20 protein-coding genes and 1 other RNA gene are annotated in these 23,632 nt (G+C 37.6%); 7 read left to right on the top strand and 14 right to left on the bottom strand.

The features are described 5' to 3' along the window. Positions 1–22: 22 nt before the first annotated feature. Positions 23–580, bottom strand: coding sequence for a SixA phosphatase family protein (locus BIZ36_RS09515; protein WP_187457662.1), 558 nt, complete (start codon positions 578–580; stop codon positions 23–25). A 98-nt stretch (positions 581–678) separates the two neighbouring features. On the opposite strand from BIZ36_RS09515, the gene BIZ36_RS09520 reads away from it, so the two are divergent. Next, positions 679–2,442 (top strand): PorP/SprF family type IX secretion system membrane protein, encoded by a 1,764-nt coding sequence (locus tag BIZ36_RS09520; RefSeq protein ID WP_187457663.1) that lies wholly within the window; start codon positions 679–681, stop codon positions 2,440–2,442. 173 nt (positions 2,443–2,615) lie between these two features. Here BIZ36_RS09520 and BIZ36_RS09525 read toward each other — a convergent pair whose 3' ends face one another. After that, the gene (locus tag BIZ36_RS09525; protein WP_187457664.1) at positions 2,616–3,212 is read right to left on the bottom strand and encodes a TetR/AcrR family transcriptional regulator; all 597 of its coding nucleotides are present in this window, start codon (positions 3,210–3,212) and stop codon (positions 2,616–2,618) included. Between the two features lie 117 nt (positions 3,213–3,329). Beyond that, the gene (clpB, locus tag BIZ36_RS09530; protein WP_187457665.1) at positions 3,330–5,927 is read right to left on the bottom strand and encodes an ATP-dependent chaperone ClpB; all 2,598 of its coding nucleotides are present in this window, start codon (positions 5,925–5,927) and stop codon (positions 3,330–3,332) included. Positions 5,928–6,080: 153 nt separating this feature from the next. On the opposite strand from clpB, the gene ytxJ reads away from it, so the two are divergent. Then, the gene (ytxJ, locus tag BIZ36_RS09535) at positions 6,081–6,476 is read left to right on the top strand and encodes a bacillithiol system redox-active protein YtxJ (protein ID WP_187457666.1); all 396 of its coding nucleotides are present in this window, start codon (positions 6,081–6,083) and stop codon (positions 6,474–6,476) included. Positions 6,477–6,510: 34 nt separating this feature from the next. Here the strand turns inward: ytxJ and BIZ36_RS09540 are convergent, their stop codons facing one another. Both BIZ36_RS09540 and fahA read right to left on the bottom strand, forming a co-directional pair. Further along, positions 6,511–7,698 carry a hypothetical protein gene (locus BIZ36_RS09540; protein WP_187457667.1) on the bottom strand — a complete coding sequence of 396 codons (1,188 nt, stop codon included), beginning with the start codon at positions 7,696–7,698 and terminating at the stop codon, positions 6,511–6,513. A gap of 123 nt (positions 7,699–7,821) precedes the next feature. Continuing rightward, positions 7,822–9,099: a fumarylacetoacetase gene (fahA, locus tag BIZ36_RS09545; protein ID WP_187457668.1), complete on the bottom strand. Its 1,278-nt coding sequence runs from the start codon at positions 9,097–9,099 to the stop codon at positions 7,822–7,824. 109 nt (positions 9,100–9,208) lie between these two features. Here fahA and glyA point away from each other — a divergent pair, with 109 nt between their 5' ends. Beyond that, the gene (gene glyA / locus BIZ36_RS09550; protein WP_187457669.1) at positions 9,209–10,483 is read left to right on the top strand and encodes a serine hydroxymethyltransferase; all 1,275 of its coding nucleotides are present in this window, start codon (positions 9,209–9,211) and stop codon (positions 10,481–10,483) included. Between the two features lie 60 nt (positions 10,484–10,543). On the opposite strand, the gene BIZ36_RS09555 is transcribed toward glyA, so the two are convergent. From BIZ36_RS09555 to BIZ36_RS09585, 8 genes are all read right to left on the bottom strand, one after another. Beyond that, complete coding sequence (locus BIZ36_RS09555) at positions 10,544–11,203, bottom strand: hypothetical protein (protein WP_187457670.1); 660 nt, start codon at positions 11,201–11,203, stop codon at positions 10,544–10,546. A 168-nt stretch (positions 11,204–11,371) separates the two neighbouring features. Then, positions 11,372–12,043, bottom strand: coding sequence for a response regulator (locus BIZ36_RS09560; protein WP_187457671.1), 672 nt, complete (start codon positions 12,041–12,043; stop codon positions 11,372–11,374). Positions 12,044–12,055: 12 nt separating this feature from the next. Beyond that, positions 12,056–14,143, bottom strand: coding sequence for a tetratricopeptide repeat-containing sensor histidine kinase (locus BIZ36_RS09565; protein ID WP_187457672.1), 2,088 nt, complete (start codon positions 14,141–14,143; stop codon positions 12,056–12,058). Between the two features lie 72 nt (positions 14,144–14,215). Continuing rightward, a complete protein-coding gene (locus tag BIZ36_RS21125) occupies positions 14,216–14,350 on the bottom strand; it encodes a hypothetical protein (RefSeq protein ID WP_286174677.1) in 135 nt (44 codons plus the stop codon). A gap of 178 nt (positions 14,351–14,528) precedes the next feature. Continuing rightward, the gene (locus BIZ36_RS09570) at positions 14,529–15,260 is read right to left on the bottom strand and encodes a LytR/AlgR family response regulator transcription factor (protein ID WP_187457673.1); all 732 of its coding nucleotides are present in this window, start codon (positions 15,258–15,260) and stop codon (positions 14,529–14,531) included. A gap of 261 nt (positions 15,261–15,521) precedes the next feature. Continuing rightward, positions 15,522–17,018, bottom strand: coding sequence for a hypothetical protein (locus tag BIZ36_RS09575; RefSeq protein WP_187457674.1), 1,497 nt, complete (start codon positions 17,016–17,018; stop codon positions 15,522–15,524). A 22-nt stretch (positions 17,019–17,040) separates the two neighbouring features. Continuing rightward, positions 17,041–17,439 carry an acyl-CoA thioesterase gene (locus BIZ36_RS09580; protein ID WP_187457675.1) on the bottom strand — a complete coding sequence of 133 codons (399 nt, stop codon included), beginning with the start codon at positions 17,437–17,439 and terminating at the stop codon, positions 17,041–17,043. Further along, on the bottom strand, positions 17,440–18,492 hold the full coding sequence (locus tag BIZ36_RS09585; RefSeq protein ID WP_187457676.1) for a glutaminyl-peptide cyclotransferase: 1,053 nt from the start codon (positions 18,490–18,492) through the stop codon (positions 17,440–17,442). 131 nt (positions 18,493–18,623) lie between these two features. Here BIZ36_RS09585 and ffs point away from each other — a divergent pair. The 3 genes from ffs (at position 18,624) to fsa (ending at position 20,367) form a co-directional block, all read left to right on the top strand. Next, positions 18,624–18,722, top strand: an RNA gene (gene ffs, locus BIZ36_RS09590) — signal recognition particle sRNA small type. A gap of 113 nt (positions 18,723–18,835) precedes the next feature. Next, positions 18,836–19,645 carry an SDR family oxidoreductase gene (locus BIZ36_RS09595; protein ID WP_187457677.1) on the top strand — a complete coding sequence of 270 codons (810 nt, stop codon included), beginning with the start codon at positions 18,836–18,838 and terminating at the stop codon, positions 19,643–19,645. A 65-nt stretch (positions 19,646–19,710) separates the two neighbouring features. Next, positions 19,711–20,367 (top strand): fructose-6-phosphate aldolase, encoded by a 657-nt coding sequence (gene fsa / locus BIZ36_RS09600; RefSeq protein ID WP_187457678.1) that lies wholly within the window; start codon positions 19,711–19,713, stop codon positions 20,365–20,367. Positions 20,368–20,422: 55 nt separating this feature from the next. Here fsa and BIZ36_RS09605 read toward each other — a convergent pair whose 3' ends face one another. After that, positions 20,423–21,805 (bottom strand): transaldolase, encoded by a 1,383-nt coding sequence (locus BIZ36_RS09605; protein WP_187457679.1) that lies wholly within the window; start codon positions 21,803–21,805, stop codon positions 20,423–20,425. 179 nt (positions 21,806–21,984) lie between these two features. Between BIZ36_RS09605 and BIZ36_RS09610 the strand changes: the two genes are divergently transcribed. Then, a complete protein-coding gene (locus tag BIZ36_RS09610; protein WP_187457680.1) occupies positions 21,985–23,613 on the top strand; it encodes an ABC-F family ATP-binding cassette domain-containing protein in 1,629 nt (542 codons plus the stop codon). Positions 23,614–23,632: the final 19 nt, after the last annotated feature.

Below are 23,632 nucleotides of genomic sequence, written 5' to 3' on the forward strand. Positions count from 1 at the left end.
TTTTAGTGTATTTTACGAAGTATTACTCGCGTTCTTTTGGGCAATTACAATTAAAATGTAAGCGTTGGGAAGTTGTCACTTCGTTAACCAAATTCACGATAAACAGACTTCCATTATCCGTGGTGTCCATTTCATAATACTTGCTCTCCCCAATCATTTTGTTTACAAGGTCTGGAGTGGTATTACTATGCCCCACCACTAAAACCTTCTTGTTTAGGTTGTCCGCTTTAATTTGTTCCAAATCAATGGTCTGCGGGTCATAATATTGAACGGTTAAATCTTTTTTTACGGAAACTGGGGCGGCTGTCATATATGTTCTTTGGTAGTCCGTAGTATAGATGGCATCTAAATCTACTTCGTCCAAAATTTCGGCCCAATGCATGGCCCGTCCTAATCCACTTTGATTTAGTTCAGGATCTGCATCTTCAGGATTTGAAATATCTTTTTCTGCATGTCTGATAAAATAAAAGGTAGATACGTTGGTTTCCGTGGTAACGGGGTCCACAATTTTTTCTTTATCTTTACAACCCACAATAAATAAGAAAAATACTACAAATTGAATTAATTGTATGTTTTTCATGGATTCAGTCTCTTTTTTGGTTGAAAACTCTTGCATAAATGTTAACTAAAATTAGTTGAAAAAAGTATGTTCAGCTTCTTGTTTTTGTTTTTTTGTGTATGCTAAGAAATGCGCCCCTCCTTATATTAATTTGCCTTGTCACAGGTCTTTTCGCACAGCGAGAGGAAAGACTACCTGCAGATTTAAGGCAACATAATCTTACTACCTATAATGCCAGCTTGTTCAATCCCGCTTTTTCCTTGGATAGGAACAATGCTCAATCCATTGCATTTTGGTCTCGTTGGCAGTGGCAAAGTATAGATGCGGATCCTACCACCATTTTTCTCAATTATACACGTAGGCTCAATTCCAATTCGGCAGCCGGAGTGGCATTTTTACAACAAAATACAGGTGTTTATTTTAATACCGGTGGAGCTTTAAATTATGCTCATCAATTTCAATTGAACGAGCTTGTTCAACTTAGCGTGGGGATCAATGTTTTTGCATTTCAGCAAGAATTGGCGGATGATAGATTTGTACCCGACCCAAATTTTCCCTTGCCTCAAGAATCCATAGGCAATGATTTTATTGTACAAATGGCTCCCGGGATGAGTTTATCCGTTGAACGTTTAACCCTAGGACTGGCATCTGAAAACCTGATTGATTACAATTTTAATGAGAAGGAAGGAAACACGGCAAAAGAGGATAAAATCTTTATGGGAATTCTTTCCTATGACTTTCCCCTTGTTTTGGGTAATGCGCCCAATGCCTTCTTAAGGCCAAGTATGTACCTTAGGACCATTCCGGGCCAATCTAACCAAGTGGGTTTTTACACTTTGATGAATACTGATAATTATTGGGGCCAAGTGGGATACAACAATTTTTATGGTTATGGCATAGGTGCTGGCGTTACCCTGTTTAAACATCTTTCCTTGGGAGCTTTGGTTGAATTGGGAACAAAGTCTAACATTACCAATCAGGCTTCTTTTGAGTTAATGGCGGCCTACTTTTTGGGCAAGCCTAGTGAGCGACATAAAATGGTAGGTTTTGAGCCAGAAGAAGATGAAAATGGTATATTGACATTGGAAGAAGAGCAAAATGAACGAATTCAAAAAGAGTTGGACAAGGCAGAAGAATTGGCAAAGTCTGAGAGGGCGGAAGAAAAAGCCAGTAGGAAAGAAGTAAGAGCACAGGAAAAAGAACAAAAAAGAAGGGATAAGATAATAAGGGATTCCATTGCCAATGTTGAAAAGGAGGCGGCCGTTGCTGCTATGGAATTGAAGAAGAAACAGGAAGAAGAAGAAAAGGCCCGACAAAGGGAATTGATAGGTCTAACTGACCCACAATTGGAAATTGCTGAAGAGCAGCCCGTAGAGAAACTATCCCGTAAAGAAAGGAAAGCAGCAGAAGCCCTTGCCATTGCTCAAGAAGAGCAGGAAAGAAAATTGGATTCCATTAACGAAGTAAAACGACAAGAGGCCTTGGCCCAGGCAAAACAAATTGCTGAACAAAAGAGATTGGATTCAATTGCAAAAGTAGAGGAAGAGAAGCAAAAAGCGGCTCTTGCCAAGGCTCGCCAACAGGAAAAAGTAGTTCCGGAAAAAGGGGAGAAGTACGAGGAAGTTAAGATCGAGGAAGGATTGGCACCCGGTTACTACCTTATTGCCAATGTATTTGGTACTAAAAAGTATTTTGATGCCTTCATGGCCGATTTACGTAAAAAAGGTATGAACCCAGGCTCCTTTGTTAGAAGTACCAATAAATACAATTATGCGTATTTAGAGCGATTTGACACCATTTCTGAGGCACGACAAGCTAGAAACAGTAATTACGGTGGTAAATACCCTGGAAAGACCTGGATATTTAGAGTGGTTGGGGAGTAATACTTGTTTAAAGAATATTTTAATGGCTGTTCTTGAACGTATAAAAGTAGCACACTTAAGTATCAACTGAAGCCTTTTACGTAATCGAAAATAACTACGCCTGGACCAATTTTAATTGGGGCTAGTTAACTGCTTAATTGAATGGTAAATCTTTAGGGAACTATAATTGTAGACTATTTTTTTAGTTCCTTTTTAACCAAAACCTCCAGATAAGCTATTGTGTTTACTAAATACTTTCGGTCTCTGGTGATAGTGGACATGGCAATTGCACCCTGAATCATGGTGAAGAACTGTTTTGCGAATTGTAACGGGGTTACAGGAAGCTTAAGTTCATTGCTATTGGCACCGTTTTCAAGTACCAAGGCGATTTTACCTTCAATTTCCTTAACTGCCTCCTTAGAAGCGGCCGCCAACAATTTATTATTGTTCTGCGCATCCACACCGGTATTTAAAATGGGACATCCTCCTAAATCTTTCGTAAACTCATCATAATGTCTGTAAAATTCCGTCAGTGCAAAGATTTTATCCAAAGAACTACCTTCAGTAGATAAAATATCATCCAGTTTTTGAAGTAGCTTTTTGCTGCTGTACTCAAAAGCAGAGAGAGCTAAGGCTTCCTTGTTCTCAAAATTCCCGTAAATGGCGCCTTTTGTAAGACCGGTTGCATCTGTTAAGTCACTCATACTGGTACCTACATAGCCCAGTTTAGTAAAGATAGGCGCAACGGTTTCAATAATGTAGGCGGTAGTTCTTTCGGCTTTGGTGGTCATTTGCATGCAGTTTAATACGAAGATAGAAAATTTATATACTGTATGGTATCTACTATTATCAAAAATAGGGCACCTTTTTTAAAGATGCCCTAATCCTACTTTACCCTATGGTAAATCTTACACCAATTCTTCCTGATTCCTAAAAACCAGCTCGTCTTCAAAAGAATCTATAAGCACTATGCTTTCAGCAGAAATAGTACCTTTTAATAGCTCTTTTGAAAGTTTGTTGAGCACTTCTTTTTGGATGACCCTTTTTATAGGCCTTGCCCCAAATTGAGGGTCATAACCCCTGTCTGCCAAATATGCAATAGCTTCATTAGTGGCATCAATAGTAATATTTTGTTTAGAAACCACCTTTTTTAATTGATCCAATTGCAAGCGCACTATTTGAGAAATATCTTCTTTGCTCAACGGGGTGAACATTATAATGTCATCTATTCGGTTTAAAAATTCCAGTCTAACGGTTTTCTTTAATAAACCTAAGACCTCAACCCGAGCAGCTTCGGTTGCGCTGTAAATATCTTGGGAATTCTCAAATTTCTCCTGTATGATATGACTTCCCATATTACTGGTCATAATTATGATCGTGTTCTTGAAATCTGCTACCCGACCTTTATTATCTGTCAATCGGCCTTCATCCAGAACCTGTAATAGAATATTGAACGTATCTGGATGAGCTTTTTCAATTTCATCCAAGAGTACTACGGAATAGGGCCTTCTTCTAACAGCTTCCGTAAGTTGTCCGCCTTCATCATATCCAACATATCCTGGAGGCGCACCAACCAACCTACTTACCGAGTGCCTTTCTTGATATTCACTCATGTCAATTCTGGTCATGGCATTCTCATCATCAAAAAGATAGGATGCCAAGGTCTTTGCCAATTCGGTCTTTCCAACTCCTGTAGTACCAAGAAATAGGAAGGAGCCAATAGGTCTTTTAGTGTCCTGTAAACCGGCCCTACTTCTTCTTATGGCATCTGAAACAGCTTGTATGGCCTCTTCCTGCCCAACCACGCGTTTGTGGAGCACATCTTCCAATTTTAGCAATTTCTCCCTCTCACTTTGAAGCATCTTAGTTACCGGAATACCTGTCCATTTGGCGACAACTTCGGCTATATCCTCATTGGTGACCTCTTCTTTGATCAGCGTTTCATTTTCTTGCTGTGCCTTTAATTCTTCCTGAAGTTTTTCAAGATGTTCCTGGGCTTCCTTTATTTTACCGTATCTAATTTCGGCTACTTTTCCATAATCACCATTACGTTCGGCCCTTTCGGCTTCCTGTTTAAATTCCTCTATGTCATGTTTTGTTTTTTGGATATTATCCACGACCGATTTTTCACCTTCCCATTTAGCAAAAATTTCATTTCGCTCTTCCTTTAGGTTGGCCAAATCCACATTTAAGGAATTTAATTTTGCTTTGTCGTTTTCACGTTTAATAGCCTCAATCTCAATTTCCAGCTGCATAATCTTTCGGTCCAGCACATCCAGTTCTTCTGGTTTGGAATTAATTTCCATTCGCAACTTGGATGCCGCCTCATCCATGAGATCAATGGCCTTGTCCGGTAAAAATCTGTTGGTGATATAACGTTGGCTCAGTTCTACCGCTGCAATTACGGCGTCATCCTTAATTCGTACCTTGTGATGCGCCTCATACTTTTCCTTGATTCCCCTTAAAATTGAAATGGCACTCTCCGTATCGGGCTCATTGACCGTGACTTTCTGAAATCGCCTTTCCAATGCTTTATCCTTCTCAAAGTATTTTTGATATTCATCTAGAGTAGTGGCGCCAATAGCTCTCAATTCACCACGTGCAAGAGCAGGTTTTAAAATGTTGGCAGCATCCATTGCTCCTTGTCCGCCTCCCGCACCAACTAAGGTGTGTATTTCATCAATAAAAAGAACAATGTTGCCGTCCGAGGAAGTAACTTCCTTGATAACGGACTTTAAACGCTCCTCAAATTCACCTTTATATTTTGCGCCGGCAATCAATGCCCCCATATCCAGGGAATAAATAATTTTTTCTTTGAGGTTCTCCGGAACATCCCCTTGGATAATTCTATGGGCCAACCCTTCTGCAATAGCAGTTTTACCTGTTCCTGGTTCCCCTACCAACATGGGATTGTTTTTGGTTCTTCTTGAAAGTATTTGCAATATCCTTCTAATTTCTTCATCCCTGCCAATTACCGGATCCAATTTTCCACTATCTGCCAACTCATTCAGGTTCTTGGCATATTTGTCCAAAGAATTATAGTTGTCTTCTGCACTAGCAGAAGTAACTTTTTCTCCCCCCCGAAGTTCCGAAATGGCCGCCCTTAGGTGTTTTTCAGTAGCCCCTTGGTCTTTTAAAATTTGGGCAATTTTACTTTTCGAGGTGAAAATGGCCAAAATTAAATGTTCAATGGAAACAAAATCATCCTCCATTTTTTTGGCAATAACACTGGCTTCGGTTACGGTTTTACCGGCCTCTCTTGAAAACATGATGTCGCCACCTGAAACTTTAGGAAAGCTTTCCAGTTCTTTATCAAGAATTTGTTTGATAATCGCCACGTTCATATTTAATTTTTTTAATATGAATGGAAGTACGTTTTCATCGATTTCCCAAATGGCTTTAAAGAGATGTTCATTTTCAATTTGTTGGTGACCTAAACCTTGCGCAATTTGTTGTGCATGTTGTATGGCCTCCTGAGATTTTATGGTATAATTATTAAAGTTCATATGTCTATATTTTAGTGCTTTGTTTACTTTTGATTTGATTATGTCAATAATCCTACCATAGAAATAGGCAGGACAAAATGTCTGCTGTTTTCAATAATAGCAGGACATTTCGGCAGTTCTTGAAGTTGGTTATTTGAATTAAGTTACAATCGAATGGGAATATTTGGAAATTTATTTGGCGGAAACGGAAGTGAGGAAAAAGAGAAAAGCTCAAAGATTCCTTGGATACCCCTTACAGATGAAAATCAATTGGAAGAAATTAAATCAAAATCCAATTCTAAGGCCCAGTTTATATTTAAGCACAGTACTACTTGTGGAATTAGTAGAATGACGCTAAATATGTTTACCCAAAATTATGCTTTGAAAGAGGAGGAAGCGGATTTCTATTTTTTGGACCTGCACCAGAATAGAAATGTAAGTAATTTGGTAAGCGAAATTTTTCAAATACGACATGAGTCTCCACAATTGTTAATTATCAAAGAAGGGCAAGTGATTATGCACGATTCCCATGGTGCCATTGCAGACATTACACTTGAAGATTATATTTAAAAATACAAACCCCGGAGTACCCGGGGTTTGTTTTTTAGTTGAAACGCTGTCTTTTTAGTATGGATTTTAATCTGTTCTTTATATCCTCTCCAGCGTCATAGACCATTTGTTCATTGGAGGGAAAAGGTACTGCTCCCAATTTCAATAAGGGTGTTAGTTCATTATCAATAGCCCTTTTATCACCATCATGCCGTGCGTAAACATGCTCAAAAATAAACTCACTACTTATGGGATAGGAATTTAATTGTTGTTGGGTTCTTAAATCTGTAAACTTTACAAATCCATCTACCTTAGCGGACTTTAGTTGAGTGAACTGATAAAAATTACACTTTACAGTCTTAAAATTGTCTACTTTAATTTTGTTACCTAAGCTATCCTTTAAAATGTTACCCTTTCTATCCGTTGCATATTGGTAACCGTCTTTTATTTGCCTTTCCTTAATAAGTTGCTTTTCACTCACATGTTCTGGAGAAATGTTTATGTTTCTCAAAGAAAGCTGCATATGATAGTCATAGTCAATATTTGGTTGTGGGTTGCTATGATATTTTGTCCATAATTGATCAAGACCATACACATCAAAGTTAAGAAGCTCCTCTTCCAAGCGAGCAGGAATAATGACATTGGAGTTGTTGACCAAATCCACGCTTACAAAATCCAATCCTTTTTCGTAGGCTTCCAAAATCTTATTAGCGGTGTCATCATAACCGGGATTTATTTCTTCCAAGTAAATGAAATCATCATAAGCCTTACGATAATCCTCTTTGGAATTTGCTTCTAAAAGCAAAGAACTGGCATTTTCATATAGAAATTCTGCAAGGTCGTCTTTGCTATCAAGTATATCATCTTCGTAATCCTTGAAAATAAAACGAGCTTTTCTGTTTTGCCCCTCCACATACAGTGGCAGTAAAGGTTTGATTTTCTCCTGAATTTGATGAAGATTTACGTAGGACTGATAAATTTCTTCAAAATGCGCAGGATTCTCATCGCTTTCTAGAAATTTAATATGTTTTAACTCGCGCTCCGTATTTTTCTTGTAAGCTTCTTCAAGCATGAGAATATACGGTTGACTTGATTTTTTCCCTTTATTTTTGGCTAGGGTGTTTACCGAGGTATGTATGGCGTTGCCATAGTCTCCGACATTTAAAGCTTTTTGGGTTTTCTTAACTCCGCTACAGGCCGCCGCCAAACATAATACTGAAATAAAAAAAATGGTATTCTTCATAACATATGGCTATTATGGTTCAAGGTGTTAATTTCAACTCCTGTGCCAAAATACATATGTTAACTAACGCAAAACGATGTGTAATCGTATGCATTCGATGAAATGTCGTTTTTTTGTGTGGTGCTAGGTGCCTGAGGAGGGTAAAAGTTTGGTTGAGACCTCTCCAAAACCTATTCTATAATTGGAGTTTTTACAGAAGCCCCTAAGAACCACAGTATCATTATCTTCAATAAAGGTGCGTTGGGAGCCGTCATTGAGTGTTACTGGATTTTTACCGGCCCATGAAAGCTCGAGCATAGAACCTCGGCTATCTGGGGTTGGACCAGAAATAGTACCGCTTCCCATCATATCACCACTATTAATTTTACATCCGTTTATGGTGTGATGCGCCAATTGTTGCGCCATGGTCCAATACATATATTTAAAATTGGACTTGGAAACCGTTGTGCTGTTTTCCGCTGTTTTAATGTCAACCTCCAACTCAATGTCGAAACTATGGTTGCCACTTAATTTTAAATAGGGCAGGGGTTCCGGTTTCTGTATTGGACTCTCCGTTCTAAATGGTTCTAGTGCATCTAAAGTCACGATCCATGGTGAAATGGATGATGCGAAACTTTTTGCTAAAAATGGGCCAAGGGGAACATATTCCCATTTTTGGATGTCCCTGGCACTCCAATCATTAAAAAGGACCATTCCAAAGATGTAATCTTCGGCTTCATTCACGGGGATTGGTTCTCCCAACGCATTGGCATCGGTAGTAATAAAAGCCATTTCCAATTCAAAATCAACCAATTTAGACGGACCAAAACCGGGTTTGCCATTTTCTTTAGGGCTTGTCTGTCCCTTGGGTCTTCTTACGGGTGTTCCACTGGGGATTATAGTAGAGCTTCTTCCGTGATATCCCACGGGGAGATGTAGCCAATTGGGCAGTAGGGCATTATCAGGGCCCCTAAACATTGTTCCCACATTGGTTGCATGTTCCTTACTAGAATAGAAATCTGTATAATCACCAATTTGAACGGGTAGTTGCATTTCTATTTCATCCATGGAAAACAGAACCACTTCCTTATGATCTTCCCTACTCTTTAATTCTTCATTGGACACTTCAAAAATCTCACTGATCCTATTTCGTACCGCACGCCAGGTTTTTTGACCATCAGAGATAAAATCATTTAGGGTGTCCTGCAGGAAAATATCATCCGTTAATGGAATATCCTTAAAATACCCAAGTTGATGCAAGGCCCCAAGATCAATGGCGTGGTCGCCAATACGCGTTCCAATGGTTATGATATCGTCCCTGGTCAAGAAAACACCAAATGGAATGTTCTGGATAGGAAAATCAGAATTTTCGGGCACAGGAAGCCATGTTTTTTTCGTAGGGTCGTTCGCTGGTATGGGCATGTCTATTGTTAATTTTTATTTGATAAAATGCTAATCAAAGTTATTATTTTATGGGTGATAGCAAGGAGTAATTTGTATTTTTGCACCTCATTTAACACAATATTGACGTATGCAACGCGATAGCCAAATTTTTGATTTGATTGCCGAGGAAAAAGAAAGGCAACTAAGTGGTATTGAGCTAATAGCCTCAGAAAATTTTACCAGTCCGCAGGTAATGGAAGCTGCCGGTTCTGTTTTGACCAACAAATATGCTGAGGGCTATCCCGGCAAACGTTATTATGGCGGGTGTGAGGTAGTGGACAAGGTAGAGCAATTGGCCATAGATAGAGCTAAAGAACTTTTTGGTGCGGCTTACGCCAATGTACAACCCCATTCCGGTTCTCAGGCAAACGCTTCCGTATACCATGCTTGTTTACAACCAGGGGATACTATTTTAGGTTTTGACCTTTCCCATGGTGGCCATCTTACCCATGGTTCTCCCGTGAATTTTTCCGGAAGGCTTTATAATCCTGTCTTTTATGGAGTGGATAAGGAAACTGGGGAGTTGGATTACGACAAGATTCAGGAAATTGCGGAAAAGGAAAAGCCAAAAATGATTGTTGCCGGTGCTTCTGCCTATTCTAGGGATATGGACTTTGCCCGTTTTAGGGAAATAGCGGATAGCGTTGGAGCTTTACTATTGGCTGATATTTCGCATCCTGCCGGACTTATAGCTAAAGGATTGTTGAACGATCCAATTCCACATTGTCATATTGTTACCACTACAACCCACAAAACACTAAGGGGACCAAGAGGAGGTTTGATTTTGATGGGGGAGGATTTTGATAATCCTTTTGGAATAAAGTTGAAGAATGGTAACCTTAGAAAAATGTCTGCATTGTTGGATTTAGCAGTGTTTCCGGGTAACCAAGGAGGTCCTTTGGAGCATATCATTGCGGCTAAAGCGGTTGCTTTTGGTGAAGCGTTGACAGATAATTTCCTTCATTACGTAATACAGGTAAAGAAAAATGCTGAAGCAATGGCAGCAGCTTTTGTTGCGAAGGATTATCATATTATTTCTGGAGGAACCGATAATCACATGATGTTGATCGATCTTAGGAATAAGGATATCACTGGTAAGGATGCTGAAAGGGTTTTGGTTGAGGCAGATATTACGGCCAATAAGAATATGGTCCCTTTTGATGATAAATCGCCGTTTGTTACTTCCGGAATTAGATTTGGTACCGCTGCAATAACCACCCGTGGTCTTAAAGAAAAAGATATGGCCACCATTGTTGAGTTGGTAGATGAAGTTCTTACAAACGCAGAGGATGAAAGCAAAATAAAAGCTGTGAAAGAAAAAGTGAACAACCTAATGAAAGGAAGAGAGTTGTTTAATTTCTAGGTAGACTAAAATATAACCTTATTTGCAATGAGAGGTTGATTTCTATAATCAACCTCTTTTTTAATCGTCTGAACTTAACATAAAAAGATCTCCACTCTCAAGGTGCGACCCTTTTAGATCATAAATAACAGCATCATCCTCAGATTCAAAATAAAGTCCCCAAAAATTATAGTAATCCTTCTGTGTGTGATTGGAAACTTCAAGGCTTCTTAGGATAATTTCGTCCGCTGAATGTTCTTCTTCAAAAACAGGAACATAAATTTCATAAGGTGTTTCTGAAAGTCCTTTACTAAAATGGACATAATGCTTACCCATTTCCGTGAAGATATTGTCCAATTGCTCAGGAATACTTTTGGTATATATCTTATTAATAATCAATCGAGTATCTGTAAAAAGGATTGAGAGCTCTTCAATATCCAGATTAACAAGATTTACTTGCCTAAAATCTTCTAGTATGCCTATAAATGTGGTCCTTCCCTGAGAAAAATTACCCCAAGTGCCACGATTGAAATGGAATAGCATTTCAACCAAGCTCATATTACATTCCAACTCAATAGCAAGATTAACATTACTATTATTTGAAGTTGAATTTCGTACGGTAGCAACGGAAAAAAAGAATTTTTCCAAGCTATTTTTAAATTTTTCAACTCCCTCCAGCCGCAAACCTATGTTGTAACCTCCGGAAGAATTGTATTCGAAATTATCTGGGAATGAAGGCATAAACTTATAGTGTAATTCAATTGACTTTCAAATGTAAATTGAGAAGCCACTAAATAGACAAAGAAAACCCCCATAAATAATGGGGGTTTTCTTTGTGGATATTACAATGTTCTGTAAGTGCTTATGCGGCAGTAATTTGAGAGATTTTGATTTTTAAATATGAAAATGTTAAATAAAACCTCTCTTTCGGGCTTCTTCTATTAGTGCAAAGTCATTTCCATTTTCAACACCAAAAATAACTTTTAAATGACGTTTTCTATTCTCTACAGTTGTGCTGGCAGCAGCCACTATAGATGAAATATCCTTGGTTTTCGTACCAATTGAGAGCTGATAAAGAATTTTTTTATCACGTTCATCAATTTGATCTTCGTTGGCCATTTTTCTCCTAATAGCCTGTAAAGCGGCGGCTGTATAATAGGGAGGTTGATCTAAAACTGTTTTCACCATTTCCTGTAAGGTTCTTTCATCAACTTCAGATTTCACCATGTACCCATCTGGATTGACAACCTTCAACATATGATTAATACGATAGCTATCACTAAAAGAGGATAGGAAAACTATTTTTGAGGTTGGTGAAATTTCTTTGGCCAATAATCCTAGATCCTCGCCGCTGCGTTCTTCTTTGGCGCTGTCAGGAAACATGGAGATATCCAAGAGAATAATATCGTAGGGAATTCTATTGGCAGAACTTTCAATTTCTGCCTTGCCCTTTTCATAACTGGGGGCTGTATTTACAACTACCTTAAAATTTTCAAATTCAGTCCCTTCTAAGGTATATTTGTACCCAAGAACAATCATTTCGTGGTCATCTACGGCGAGAATTCGCACTATCTTATCCATACTTCTACTTCCTTAAACTTGTACAGGTTCTTTTGAACCATTAGTAGTAATTTTCTTCAAAGGTACAGTAAAAGTCACAGTTGTGCCTTTTCCTATTTCACTTTTTATATTCCAATTGCCATTGAGTTTTTCAATCCTGGAAGCCATATTTCGCATGCCTATTCCCTTTTTTCCTTTTTTGGTCTTAAAGCCTTTGCCATCATCTTTTACTTCGGCAACTACTGCGTTATTTTTTATTTGAAGATTTAATGAGACATTCTTGCAATTAGCATGCTTTACTGAATTTTGAAGACTTTCTTGTAAAAGCCTGTACAAGTTAATTTTTGTGTTACCTTGAAGACCATCCCAATTAAAACCTTGGTCATAATCAAAAGTGTAATTGAATCCCGCTGTGGCTTGCACCGTTTCTATCAATTCTTCAACGGAATGTATAAAATTGTTTATTTTTTGATAGGCGGCATGGCTTAGTTCATGCGAGATAGCTCTAATTTCCTGCTCTACTTTTTGCAGGGCATCAATGGCCTTTTTTCTTTCTGATTCCGCTGTTTGGTCATGCTTTTTATTCAGTCCTGTTAGTACCATTCTTGCGCCTAACATTTTGCCCAACACACCGTCATGAAGTTCTTCGGAAATTCGTTTTTGTTCTATTTTTTTTCCTTCTTCCTTCTTTTGGTTTTGAGCCAACATAAGGTTGAAAATTTCTTGGTTGGCTGCTTGTTGCTGTTGTTGAAATCGTAATTTTTGATTTTTTACCCGTTGATCCAAAATAAAATAGGACATTACACCTAATAGTAGAACAGCAATGGCAATACCGGACCAAAGTTGTTTTTGTCTAGCAAGAAGTAAGTTTTCTGCAATAAATTCATCGGTCTCAAAGCGAATTCTTGCAAATTTATTTCTCACCTGTCGCTCTTCTTGTTGCAAGCTATCATTGAGTGAAATATAGTTATGGTTGTGATAGGCAGACTTTTCCGGTTCTAATTTGGTAAGCAGTTGTAAGGTAGAAAGTGTACGGTCATTATTGTTACTTTCCTTTGAGTAGGCGAGAGCCTTTTGCGCTTCTGTAAGAGCTTGAACTGTATCTTGCTGTGCTAAATAGAATTCTGATAAATTATAATAGGCTCTTGCCAGACCCGGTAAATTGTCAATACTGTCCAAAACCTGAATGGACTTCCTAAGGTCGTTTTCAACATTCCTACTCTGGTTCACTTTTAGACGACTATACGCTAAATGGTTAAGAGCGAGACCATAAACTTTTGGATTTTCTTCTTGTAAATTTGGGGTACGTAAAACTCTTTGGAAGTAAGGGATGGATTCTTTAAACTTTCCCTGTTCCTGGTAAACCACCCCAATATTATTCTGTAAGCTTACCTCAAAGTCATTGGGAGAATTTATTCTTTCTAAATATTCCCCGGCTTCTTGGTAATATTCAATGGCCCGGTCAAATTCCTTTAATTCTTTGGTCACGGAGCCCAAATTACTGTAACAGTAAAACAGTTGTTTGTTTTCGTTCAAGGGTTTTAATAGTTCTATCGCCCTAATGGTATTTATTTCGCTACCCGTATAGTCCCTGACCAAGGCTTGCGTTCTTGCCATATTATAGAGCATTCTGGCGTTTTCAAAATTTTTATTAAGACCCTCGTACAGTTTTTGCGCCTTGGCATAATGGTAATAGGAACTATCTGGTTGTGAATGACCGCTAAAAAATACAGCTAAATCCCAATGGGCCTCTGCACTTCTAATGGTGTCCCCTGACTCTTCAGAAAGGTCTAATACAATATCACTTGTTCTTCTAAAATTTAATGAATCGGAGTTTTTTAGGTAAGAATAGGAAATACGAGATAAAAGTCTTCTTCGAGAAGAATCATTTAAAATATTCTTTATTTCAGATTCTGCTCTTTTAAGATAAGTGGCTTTAATGGTATCTGGTTGCCCTTTTTTGAAACTAAAATCAACCCAACTATTGATGGAATCAATAAGCTGTTGTTTCTCTATATCAGATTTATTTGTTTTTTCAAATTGACTACAAGAGTTTAATCCAATTAATATTATTAATAAAAAGAATAGCCTCCGTTTATATGTATAAAGTTTAACAAGCATTGGGGATTACTTAAATACAAGGTAAAAAAAAAGCCTTAATTTTCATTAAGGCTTTCTTAAAATATTTATTTATCAATGTCCTGGATCTTCTCTCTCGTCAACTGGTATATCGTCACCATCCACAGAAGCGTCAATGTTTAAGTCATATACGGCATCCGTATCTTGAACATTGTTCTCAGCTTCACAAGAGAACATTCCGATTGACATAACTACTACTGCAAAAATACTAACTACTTTTTTCATAATAAAGTGGGATTTTTTAGGGGTTATTGTTTTTTCTTGATGCTAAACTACTACCAGCCTAGTTGAAAAATAACACAGAAATAAAAACAATAGTAAACAGCCGTAGTTTGTGAGTCAATGACTTAATTCTATGAGAATTTAATCAATTTAATGCGGAAATGGTGTTTTTTGACAGCACTTGTTTAAGAATATCAATGTTCTTCTTATACGATTTGGAGAAGGGTAGTTGTTGTTTGTTCTGTTTTAAAGTGCATACAGATTTACCATAGCTTATACGCGAAATAAAGTTGACATTTACAATATAGCTTTGATGTATGCGTATAAAATTTTTAGGTAATTGATTTTCGAAGGTCTTTAACGTTTTAAAAGCATTGTTTATTGTACCATCCTTCATAACAAATTCGGTAGCGTTGTTATCTGCTTTTAAGTAAAGAATCTCATCAGTATTGATGTATTGAAAATCCCTGTAGGAACTCAAACATAACGTCTGGGGTTCTCTTTCCAATGGCATTTGCTTTTTTAACCTTAAGAGTGATTTTCTGATATCGAATTCATTATAAGGCATTAACCAATAGTCAAAAAAACCACTTTTGATTGCATCGTAGGCATGCTGTTTTCCCTTAGCAATACCAATTAAGATGGGCAGCGTTGTAAGATATTGATGAAGTTCCATGACCATTTGAAAATACTCATGGGCTTTATGGTTTAAATTAATAAAAACAATTTGAGGAGAATATTTTAAGATGAAGTTGATACCCTCATTACTGTCTTTGGCAATGGAGGCACAGGTAAAATCGCCGTAGTCTTCCAAATAATGCTGTAACTGCAAATTGGAAGTTGCATCTGAGTCTATAATGGTATAGGTATACTCCAAGAGGTAGACGATTTTAATTGCAAATTAGCAATTGTAAAAGGCTCCTAATGCAAGGATTTCCCCATAATATTTGGGGATTTTGTTGTTAAATTACTGGAAATTAAGCAGTTTGAAAGAATTTACTGTCAATTATTTTGATAATTGTAAGAAAATTTTGGAATTAGTAAAAATTAGGTTGCTTTTTATAGATTAATTTAAATTCAAGATGATTCCTTGTAGTATATTTAGCATTATGGCAAGATGTATTCGTGTGACCTTTGATTAAAATTCAAAGGCGCCCAAGTCTGGAATTTCTCCCCTCTTGTTACCAATAATATCCAGTGGAACTTGTTGTGAAATGTCCGGATTTCCCTTATCTATAACCTTCGATTCGGCATGTAATTTAAAGTTATTTGATAAAGGCTCTACAAAAGCAGGATTTTCATTTACTAAGAGACTATGATAACGGTCCTTATTTGTGAAATCATAGGGAAAATCATTTGAATCTTCCCGACTAAACTGAATCAGGCAATTCTCAAAAAATAATTCATTTGATGTTGTTTCTTCCAGTTCCAAGTGTATTTCGTCCAAGCCATTTCCAGTGATAATGGAATTTTTAAAAGATAGACTAAATGAATTTGTGGACGGTATATTTTGGTTAATTTCTAGGGCAAACCCTGTTCTAAAGCTAAAACTCCAATAATTGGCTATGGTTGCATGTATAAATTCGTAATTACCCCCTTCTTTTAAATAAATAGAAGATTTTCCAGCATTCCCTGAAATTATATTTTCACTGTATATGGAACAGTTTTCAGCTAAAATATTGTAATTAGTACTGTTGTAAATTCTAGAATCGGTAAATGATAACGTGGTTTTATCTAAAGTATCGGATTTTTTTATAATAATACCGTTTATGGCATTTTTTAATGTTAAATGGCTAATGGTGCTACTTCCGCTATTCTCTTCAAAATAGATACCTCCCCATTGCCCAGGTATTTCATCAAATTCAGGCTCCAAACGATCCCCTTCAAGAATTACTTCGTTTTCCAATAAAAGAGTGTCCGAACTATTTTCACCCAAAATTTCCAAACTAGAATTAGTGGTAATAAAAAGCCCACTATTTTCATGAAAATATAGACGTGCCCCAGCTTCAATTAGTAATTTTTTGCCTTGGGGTACCATCGGATAACCATAGATAACGTAGGGTTTCTCATTGGTTAAATTCAACTGTTCCGTCGTCAGGAAAAAGCTATTGACCAATAGTTCCTCACCTGATTCATGAGCATCTAAGGGTAATGGCTTTAACTGACTTTCTAAATCTTTTTCGGGAAAGATGAAAATAGCATCCTTTATCAGAGTTACAAGGGATATTTTCTGTTGGTAGGTGCCTTCGTCAAATAAAAGCACATCTGTATTTAAAAACTCCTTGGCGGAATTTTCGATGGAGTAGGTGGTTTCGATAAAAATGAAAAGGCTATCACGAGCACCCAAGGGGATGTTGTTAAAACTAGTGCCAGCTATGCCATCTACATTGATACGATAGTTGCTATTATTTTCTTTTTCAAGCTTTATAGACGGTATCTCTATATCTTCATTGCGATCATTATAAACTTTTAGAACATAGGTACTACTTCCTATTCCTGTAAAAATGGTATCTAAAAACACAGTATCCTTTGAGAACCTAAGTTTGCCATTGCTGGCAACGTAATTAAATTCTTTACGGCATGAGATTACGAAAAGAAAAACTGACGCAATAAAAACCGAGAAGAACAACCGCATGGCTCTATTTAATTAATGAGAATTAAGACTCCTTTTCAAATAATTTCATTACATCCTCCGTGATGCGCATAGGTCGCTGGGTTTTGGAGTTGAGCATACACCAATCTGTAACGGACCGTACAAGCAATTGGTTCGTATTCTCGTTATGCATTTCTACCACCCGCTGAGACTTGGCCCCTTTACTTTTATTGATATAGGTACTTAATATTATTGGGTCGTTTAATTTGGCAGGAGATTTATATGTGATATGATGGGTCATTACAACCCAAATAATTCCTTGTTTTATTGATTCCGGGACGGTCTCTTGCCAATGTTCCTTAGCAATATCTTGAATCCATTGTACGTACCTTACGTTGTTTACATGTTCTAGCTCGTCTAAATCATCCTCACTGACTATAAGGGACTTCGTGTATGTATGCATTTATTTTTTTTCAATGGATACTTCAAACATTTTATCCCATTCTTTTCCGGTTACGAAAAATGTTTTTCTTTCAGGATGGTAAGCAATCCCGTTCAAAACGTTGTCCATTTCATTCCAGGTATCGTGGTGCGTAACCTTATTACTGAGTCCGCCAAAGTTGATGACACCTTCTATGGCGCCACTCTTGGCATCAATGATCATAACACTGGGCTTTTGGTAAACGTTGGCATAGATTTTACCATCAACATATTCCAATTCGTTGGCACTTTTATTGATGGATTTATTGGTGACGGTTTCCATGTATCCTTCTTCTACCAGCGTTTCGGAATTCAAGAACCAAATTTTTTCCGTACCATCACTTTTAAATAACTTCTTTCCGTCATTGGTAAGCCCCCATCCTTCTTTACTTTGTCCAAACTTAAATGAATCCAGTCTTTCTAAGGTCTGTAGGTCATATACAAATCCAGTACCACTTCGCCATGTGAGCATATAGATTTTGTTGTTCAAAATAGTGATGCCTTCTCCAAAATAGGTAGCTTCCAAATCTACCGTTTGAATTCGTTCCCCAGTTTTCCAATCAACTTTTCTAAGGGAAGAACGGCCTTTTTTTCCGGTACTTTCATAAAGAGTATCATTATGAAACTCCAATCCTTGCGTATATGCTTTTGGGTCGTGGGGATACTCATTAATAATCTTGTAGGTATAAATGGATGGAGCACTAGGCGCCAACAACTGAATGTTTTTAGAAACTTCAACACTACCGTCTTCATAGTTTACAGTGGCGTTTAACGTTTTATCACCCAAGGTTTGTGGATTCAATGTGACTTTTCCATCTTTAAGATCAAGCGTTTTACCATCAAGGGTATAGGTTACCTCCTTGATCTCCATATTCTTTTTATTCTTAATGGAGATCCCGACCGTTTGATTTTGCTGAAATTTCTTTCCACTGCCTTCTAGCTCAATTTCAAACATAGAGGCTGGTGATTTTTCACCTCCACAAGCCATAAACAGGAGTAAAAGAAAGCTTGACGAAAAAAATCGAAAAATGTTCATCCGTTGTATTTTATTGGCTCTTAATGAGCTATGATAATTTTCGGGCAAAGATAAATACTTTGGACAGATATATGAATTTAAATTATGTGGTAAAGAATTGTGAAAGCTACAAAAGGTTGTATATTTGCAGTCGGCAAGTCCTACACGACCAGCTCCTGTAGAATCCCCCAGGGTGGGAACGCAGCAAGGGTATACGGTCGTAGCGGTGCGATGTAGGTAGCTTGCCTTTTTTTGTGCCTAAAATTTAGCTGAAGAGCATAGAAAAATCCTCTTTTTAAACTCTTTTGTCAAATTCTTTTTTTCGTTCCTTTCTCCCTTAATTTATTTGTTAATTTGCAGCCTTATGGAGAAAAAAGTGGTGCTTATAACCGGGGGTTCTTCGGGAATTGGCAAATCTATCGGTTTATATTTAAAATCAAAGGGGTTCAAGGTATATGGTACCACACGTAACCTAGAAAAGTATCCCGATTTTGAGTTGTTCAATTTATTGGAAATGGACGTAACCAGATCGGAAACAATAGAGAAAGCGGTACAACAGGTGGTTTCCAAAGAAAATAGACTGGATATCCTAATTAATAATGCAGGCATTGGAATAACGGGACCTATTGAAGAAACACCACATGAGGAAATATTGAATGTTTTCAATACCAATTTTCACGGACCCTTGCATGTGGCCAAAACTGTACTTCCCCAAATGCGAAATCAGGGTAGTGGCCTAATCATCAATGTAACTTCTATTGCAGGGTTTATGGGGTTGCCTTTTAGGGGAATCTATTCAGCCACCAAAGGCGCGTTGGCAATAGCAACGGAAGCATTACGAATGGAAACCAAGAAATCCAACATAAAAGTATGTACGCTAGCTCCTGGAGATTTTAGAACCAATATAGCTGCCGGTAGGTATCATGCGCCGGTTTTGGAAAATTCAGCGTATAAAAAACCGTATGGGGACACTTTAAAAATGATTGATGAAGACGTCGATAATGGCGGGGATCCAATTGCGGTGGCCAAGCAGGTTTTGAAAATTATTGAGGCGAAGAACCCAAAGGTGCATTATAAAGTAGGAGAACCACTACAAAAATTCTCGACAGTACTTAAGGGTATTCTATCTGATAAACTGTACGAGAAACTGTTACTTAAGCATTATAAATTGTAAATTCGTATCGGCCTTGAAAGGGTCGCAAATTATAGCTATAAATTTAAACCCATTAAAACAATACAATGAAATTTTTTATAGACACGGCAAATTTAGACCAGATTCGTGAAGCTCAAGAACTAGGGGTATTGGATGGTGTTACCACCAATCCTTCCCTTATGGCCAAAGAAGGAATTACAGGTCGTAATAACATATTAAAGCACTATGTAGATATCTGCGAAATAGTTGATGGCGATGTTTCTGCAGAGGTAATTGCTACAGATTTTGAAAATATCATTAAAGAAGGGGAGGAGCTAGCAGAACTACACGAACAAATTGTGGTTAAAGTCCCAATGATCAAGGATGGTGTTAAAGCATTAAAATATTTTTCTGACAAAGGAATCCGTACCAACTGTACCTTGGTTTTTTCTGCAGGACAGGCATTATTGGCGGCTAAAGCGGGAGCGACTTATGTTTCTCCTTTCATTGGAAGATTGGATGATATTTCTACCGATGGTTTGAACCTTATTGCAGAAATACGTCACATTTATGACAATTACGGGTATGAAACCCAAATTTTGGCAGCTTCTGTCCGTCATACCATGCATGTATTGGAGTGTGCCAAAATAGGTGCAGATGTGATGACTGGAGGATTAGGGGCCATTACTGGATTGCTTAATCATCCTTTAACAGATATTGGTTTGGAAAAATTCTTGGCCGATTACAAGAAAGGCAACGAATAATATTATTCAGAAAGCGAAATGAAAAAGGAGGGTTGGCAACAATCCTCTTTTTTATTTACATAGGGCCGTAAACATTGGCAAAGGCATCCACAATTACATCGTCATTAGTAATAATGCATTTGTTAAGCGGATATAAAATTAAAGCTTTGGTAAGTTCTTCAAAGTTGGTAGCCCTAAATTGTGTTTCAGGATTAAGTTTGGAACTTTCCAACAAGGCTTTCCAATGGCCTTCTTCAGTTTTAAAGTTGATGCCCACATATTTATAATGTGGTTTTTCCTTGGTAAGCTTGGCTATTCTTTCTTTGATATTATCAAAATGACTTCTATCCACACCAGACCAAAAATAAAATACGGTTTTATTTTCCTTGGCAATGTCCGGGAGGGAAACAGCCTGCCCGTTATAGTCCAATACTTGAATACCTGGAATCTTTTTGTTTGGCTGAATATTTCTTATACCCTCATACAGGGTATTTATTTCCTCAATATGCCTATTGTTACTTGATAATTCGTGAAAGCCTTGAATGAATTCTTCGTTGTTTTTTTCACTATCGTGAACTTTTAAAAGATAATCAAAAGCAACATTTCTAAAAAGGTTGTCCTTTAATTCCTTTTCAACCACCAAACTATCAATAATACGTAATTTATGTTTATTAAAATGTAAGTGATTGCGAACCACTTTGCCTTCGGTATCACAATCCATCAAACAGCTCATATAGCTAATATTGCCTATGTGGTTTTTTACAAAGTTGTAATAGGGCCTTAGGTAAACAAGATCTTTATCGTTAAAGGTTATTTCGTTTCTATAGTCATAAAAAGTTGAGGGCAAATCCTCCACTTTTTTTTCCTTGGTGCGTCTTTTGTGTCTAAAAGGGTAGCTTTCTTTATACGTGCTGTAAGTATAGAAAATACTTGCCTCGGCAATTTTCAATTCTTTTTCAGAAAGATCGGACTCCGTAGATAGTTCGGACAATAAAGCTAACTTTTCGTCCATTAGGGAGTCAATTTTATCTTTGAATTCCTCAGGTTCCAAAAGGTAATAATCTCGTACTTGGTCGGTTTCTTCTTCCCCTGCCAAAAAAAGCTCCAATAAAAAATTATTGACCTCTTCCCCTTTTCCTGAGAAAATCAATGATTCATCAAAATCTACTGTATTTAAACGAATGACCAAACTATCTCCGCCTTCAAGATATACGTATTGTACCTCTGGGTCATGGTTAAAGTGATAAAGGCCTTGTGGTAGGGTATCAAAGTTGAAACTAAACCTATTGTTCTTGTCCAGTCTAGCGCTATCTATAACTGCGTCTCCCTTAAAAAGTACAATATGTTCACTTGTAGGATTTACAATTTCACCGGCAAAATAGACTTTATTGCTAGTTTTTTCTGTGCTTCCACAAGAAGCAAAAAGAATAAGAAAAAGATAGAGTAAATGTTTATTCATATAGATCACCTCCAATACCTTAAACAAAATTAATGAACCCCTTTAGCTACGCTGTTAATGGGGAGTTAAAAATTAAGGTGATACGTTAATTATGAGGATGAAAGGTATTGAATTCAAGATTATTGGTAGAGCATAGAAATTTATCTATTTTTGCACGGATTTTTAAAAAGAGGAAGGCTATGTTATCTGTATCTAATTTATCTGTTCAATTTGGGAAAAGAGTATTGTTTGATGAAGTAAACGTCAGTTTTACAGAGGGCAATTGTTATGGGGTAATTGGGGCAAATGGTGCTGGCAAGTCAACCTTCTTAAAAGTTCTTTCCGGTAAAATTGAACCTACATCTGGTCGAGTTCACCTTGAGCCCGGTAAAAGAATGTCCATTCTTGAGCAAAACCATAACGCTTATGATGAAAATACGGTTTTGGAGACCGTAGTAATGGGTAACAAGCCACTATTTGAAATCAAGAAAGAAATTGATGCCCTTTATGCCGATTATTCTGATGAGAATGCAGATAGGATAGGGGAGCTGCAAGTTCAGTTTGAGGAAATGAACGGATGGAATGCAGATAGTGATGCAGCGGCCCTCTTGTCCAATTTGGGAATTTCTGAGGACATGCATTACACCCTAATGTCCGATATGGATTCTAAGATGAAAGTAAGGGTATTATTGGCTCAGGCACTTTTTGGAAGTCCGGATGTTCTCATCATGGATGAGCCTACCAATGATTTGGATTATGAGACCATCAATTGGTTGGAAAACTTTTTGGCAGATTATGAAAATACCGTAATCGTAGTTTCTCACGATAGGCACTTTTTAGATACCGTTTGTACACATATTGGTGATATAGATTTTGGAAAGTTGAATTTATATTCCGGTAATTATACATTCTGGTATGAGAGCAGTCAGTTAGCGGCAAGACAACGCGCACAGCAGAATAAAAAGGCAGAGGAAAAGGCCAAAGAACTTCAAGAGTTTATCTCTCGTTTTAGTGCCAACGTTGCTAAAAGTAAGCAGGCTACTTCCAGAAAAAAGATGTTGTCCAAACTAAAGGTGGAGGATATTAAACCTTCTAGCCGAAGGTATCCCGCCATTATTTTTGAAAGGGAGAGAGAGGCAGGCGACCAGATTTTAAATATAGAAGGGCTGACTGCCAATTCGGAAGATGGGGATTTGCTTTTCAGTAATGTCAACTTAAATTTGGCCAAAGGCGACAAGGTGGCCGTTATATCCAAGGACTCAAGGGCGACTTCCGCGTTTTATGAAATCATTAATGACAAAAGAAAGGCCGATGCTGGTGAATTTCAATGGGGTGTAACCACCACACAATCCTATCTTCCGGCAGATAATGCCGAATATTTTACCGAAAACATCAACTTGGTAGATTGGTTAAGACAATGGGCTAAAACCGAAGAGGAAAGGGAAGAAGTTTATATCCGTGGATTTTTGGGCAAAATGTTGTTCAGTGGTGAAGAGGCCCTTAAAAAGTGTACGGTACTTTCCGGGGGTGAAAAGGTGCGTTGTATGCTAAGTAGGATGATGATGCTTCGTGCCAATGTTCTAATGTTGGATGAACCTACCAACCACTTGGACTTGGAAAGTATTACAGCCTTTAACAATAGCTTAAAGAACTTTAAGGGCACTGTTTTATTTACAACACATGATCATGAGTTTGCACAAACTGTGGCCAATAGAATTGTAGAATTAACACCTAAAGGCAACATCGACAGGTATTTATCGTTTGAGGAGTATATGTCTGATAAAGCACTAAAGGAACAACGGGAAAAAATGTATCCCGTAACCGTCTAGCGCCATCAGTCCCAAACTC

Origin of the sequence: Cytophaga sp. FL35, assembly GCF_014349235.1 — a bacterium.
Classification (GTDB): Bacteria; Bacteroidota; Bacteroidia; order Flavobacteriales; family Flavobacteriaceae; genus Euzebyella.

Bases quoted from the DNA above. Each gene is read 5' to 3' on its own strand.
- BIZ36_RS09515 (WP_187457662.1), bottom strand. From the start codon at position 580: ATGAAAAACATACAATTAATTCAATTTGTAGTATTTTTCTTATTTATT.
- BIZ36_RS09520 (WP_187457663.1), top strand. From the start codon at position 679: ATGCTAAGAAATGCGCCCCTCCTTATATTAATTTGCCTTGTCACAGGT.
- BIZ36_RS09525 (WP_187457664.1), bottom strand. From the start codon at position 3,212: ATGACCACCAAAGCCGAAAGAACTACCGCCTACATTATTGAAACCGTT.
- clpB (WP_187457665.1), bottom strand. From the start codon at position 5,927: ATGAACTTTAATAATTATACCATAAAATCTCAGGAGGCCATACAACAT.
- ytxJ (WP_187457666.1), top strand. From the start codon at position 6,081: ATGGGAATATTTGGAAATTTATTTGGCGGAAACGGAAGTGAGGAAAAA.
- BIZ36_RS09540 (WP_187457667.1), bottom strand. From the start codon at position 7,698: ATGAAGAATACCATTTTTTTTATTTCAGTATTATGTTTGGCGGCGGCC.
- fahA (WP_187457668.1), bottom strand. From the start codon at position 9,099: ATGCCCATACCAGCGAACGACCCTACGAAAAAAACATGGCTTCCTGTG.
- glyA (WP_187457669.1), top strand. From the start codon at position 9,209: ATGCAACGCGATAGCCAAATTTTTGATTTGATTGCCGAGGAAAAAGAA.
- BIZ36_RS09555 (WP_187457670.1), bottom strand. From the start codon at position 11,203: ATGCCTTCATTCCCAGATAATTTCGAATACAATTCTTCCGGAGGTTAC.
- BIZ36_RS09560 (WP_187457671.1), bottom strand. From the start codon at position 12,043: ATGGATAAGATAGTGCGAATTCTCGCCGTAGATGACCACGAAATGATT.
- BIZ36_RS09565 (WP_187457672.1), bottom strand. From the start codon at position 14,143: ATGCTTGTTAAACTTTATACATATAAACGGAGGCTATTCTTTTTATTA.
- BIZ36_RS21125 (WP_286174677.1), bottom strand. From the start codon at position 14,350: ATGTCAATCGGAATGTTCTCTTGTGAAGCTGAGAACAATGTTCAAGAT.
- BIZ36_RS09575 (WP_187457674.1), bottom strand. From the start codon at position 17,018: ATGCGGTTGTTCTTCTCGGTTTTTATTGCGTCAGTTTTTCTTTTCGTA.
- BIZ36_RS09580 (WP_187457675.1), bottom strand. From the start codon at position 17,439: ATGCATACATACACGAAGTCCCTTATAGTCAGTGAGGATGATTTAGAC.
- BIZ36_RS09585 (WP_187457676.1), bottom strand. From the start codon at position 18,492: ATGAACATTTTTCGATTTTTTTCGTCAAGCTTTCTTTTACTCCTGTTT.
- BIZ36_RS09595 (WP_187457677.1), top strand. From the start codon at position 18,836: ATGGAGAAAAAAGTGGTGCTTATAACCGGGGGTTCTTCGGGAATTGGC.
- fsa (WP_187457678.1), top strand. From the start codon at position 19,711: ATGAAATTTTTTATAGACACGGCAAATTTAGACCAGATTCGTGAAGCT.
- BIZ36_RS09605 (WP_187457679.1), bottom strand. From the start codon at position 21,805: ATGAATAAACATTTACTCTATCTTTTTCTTATTCTTTTTGCTTCTTGT.
- BIZ36_RS09610 (WP_187457680.1), top strand. From the start codon at position 21,985: ATGTTATCTGTATCTAATTTATCTGTTCAATTTGGGAAAAGAGTATTG.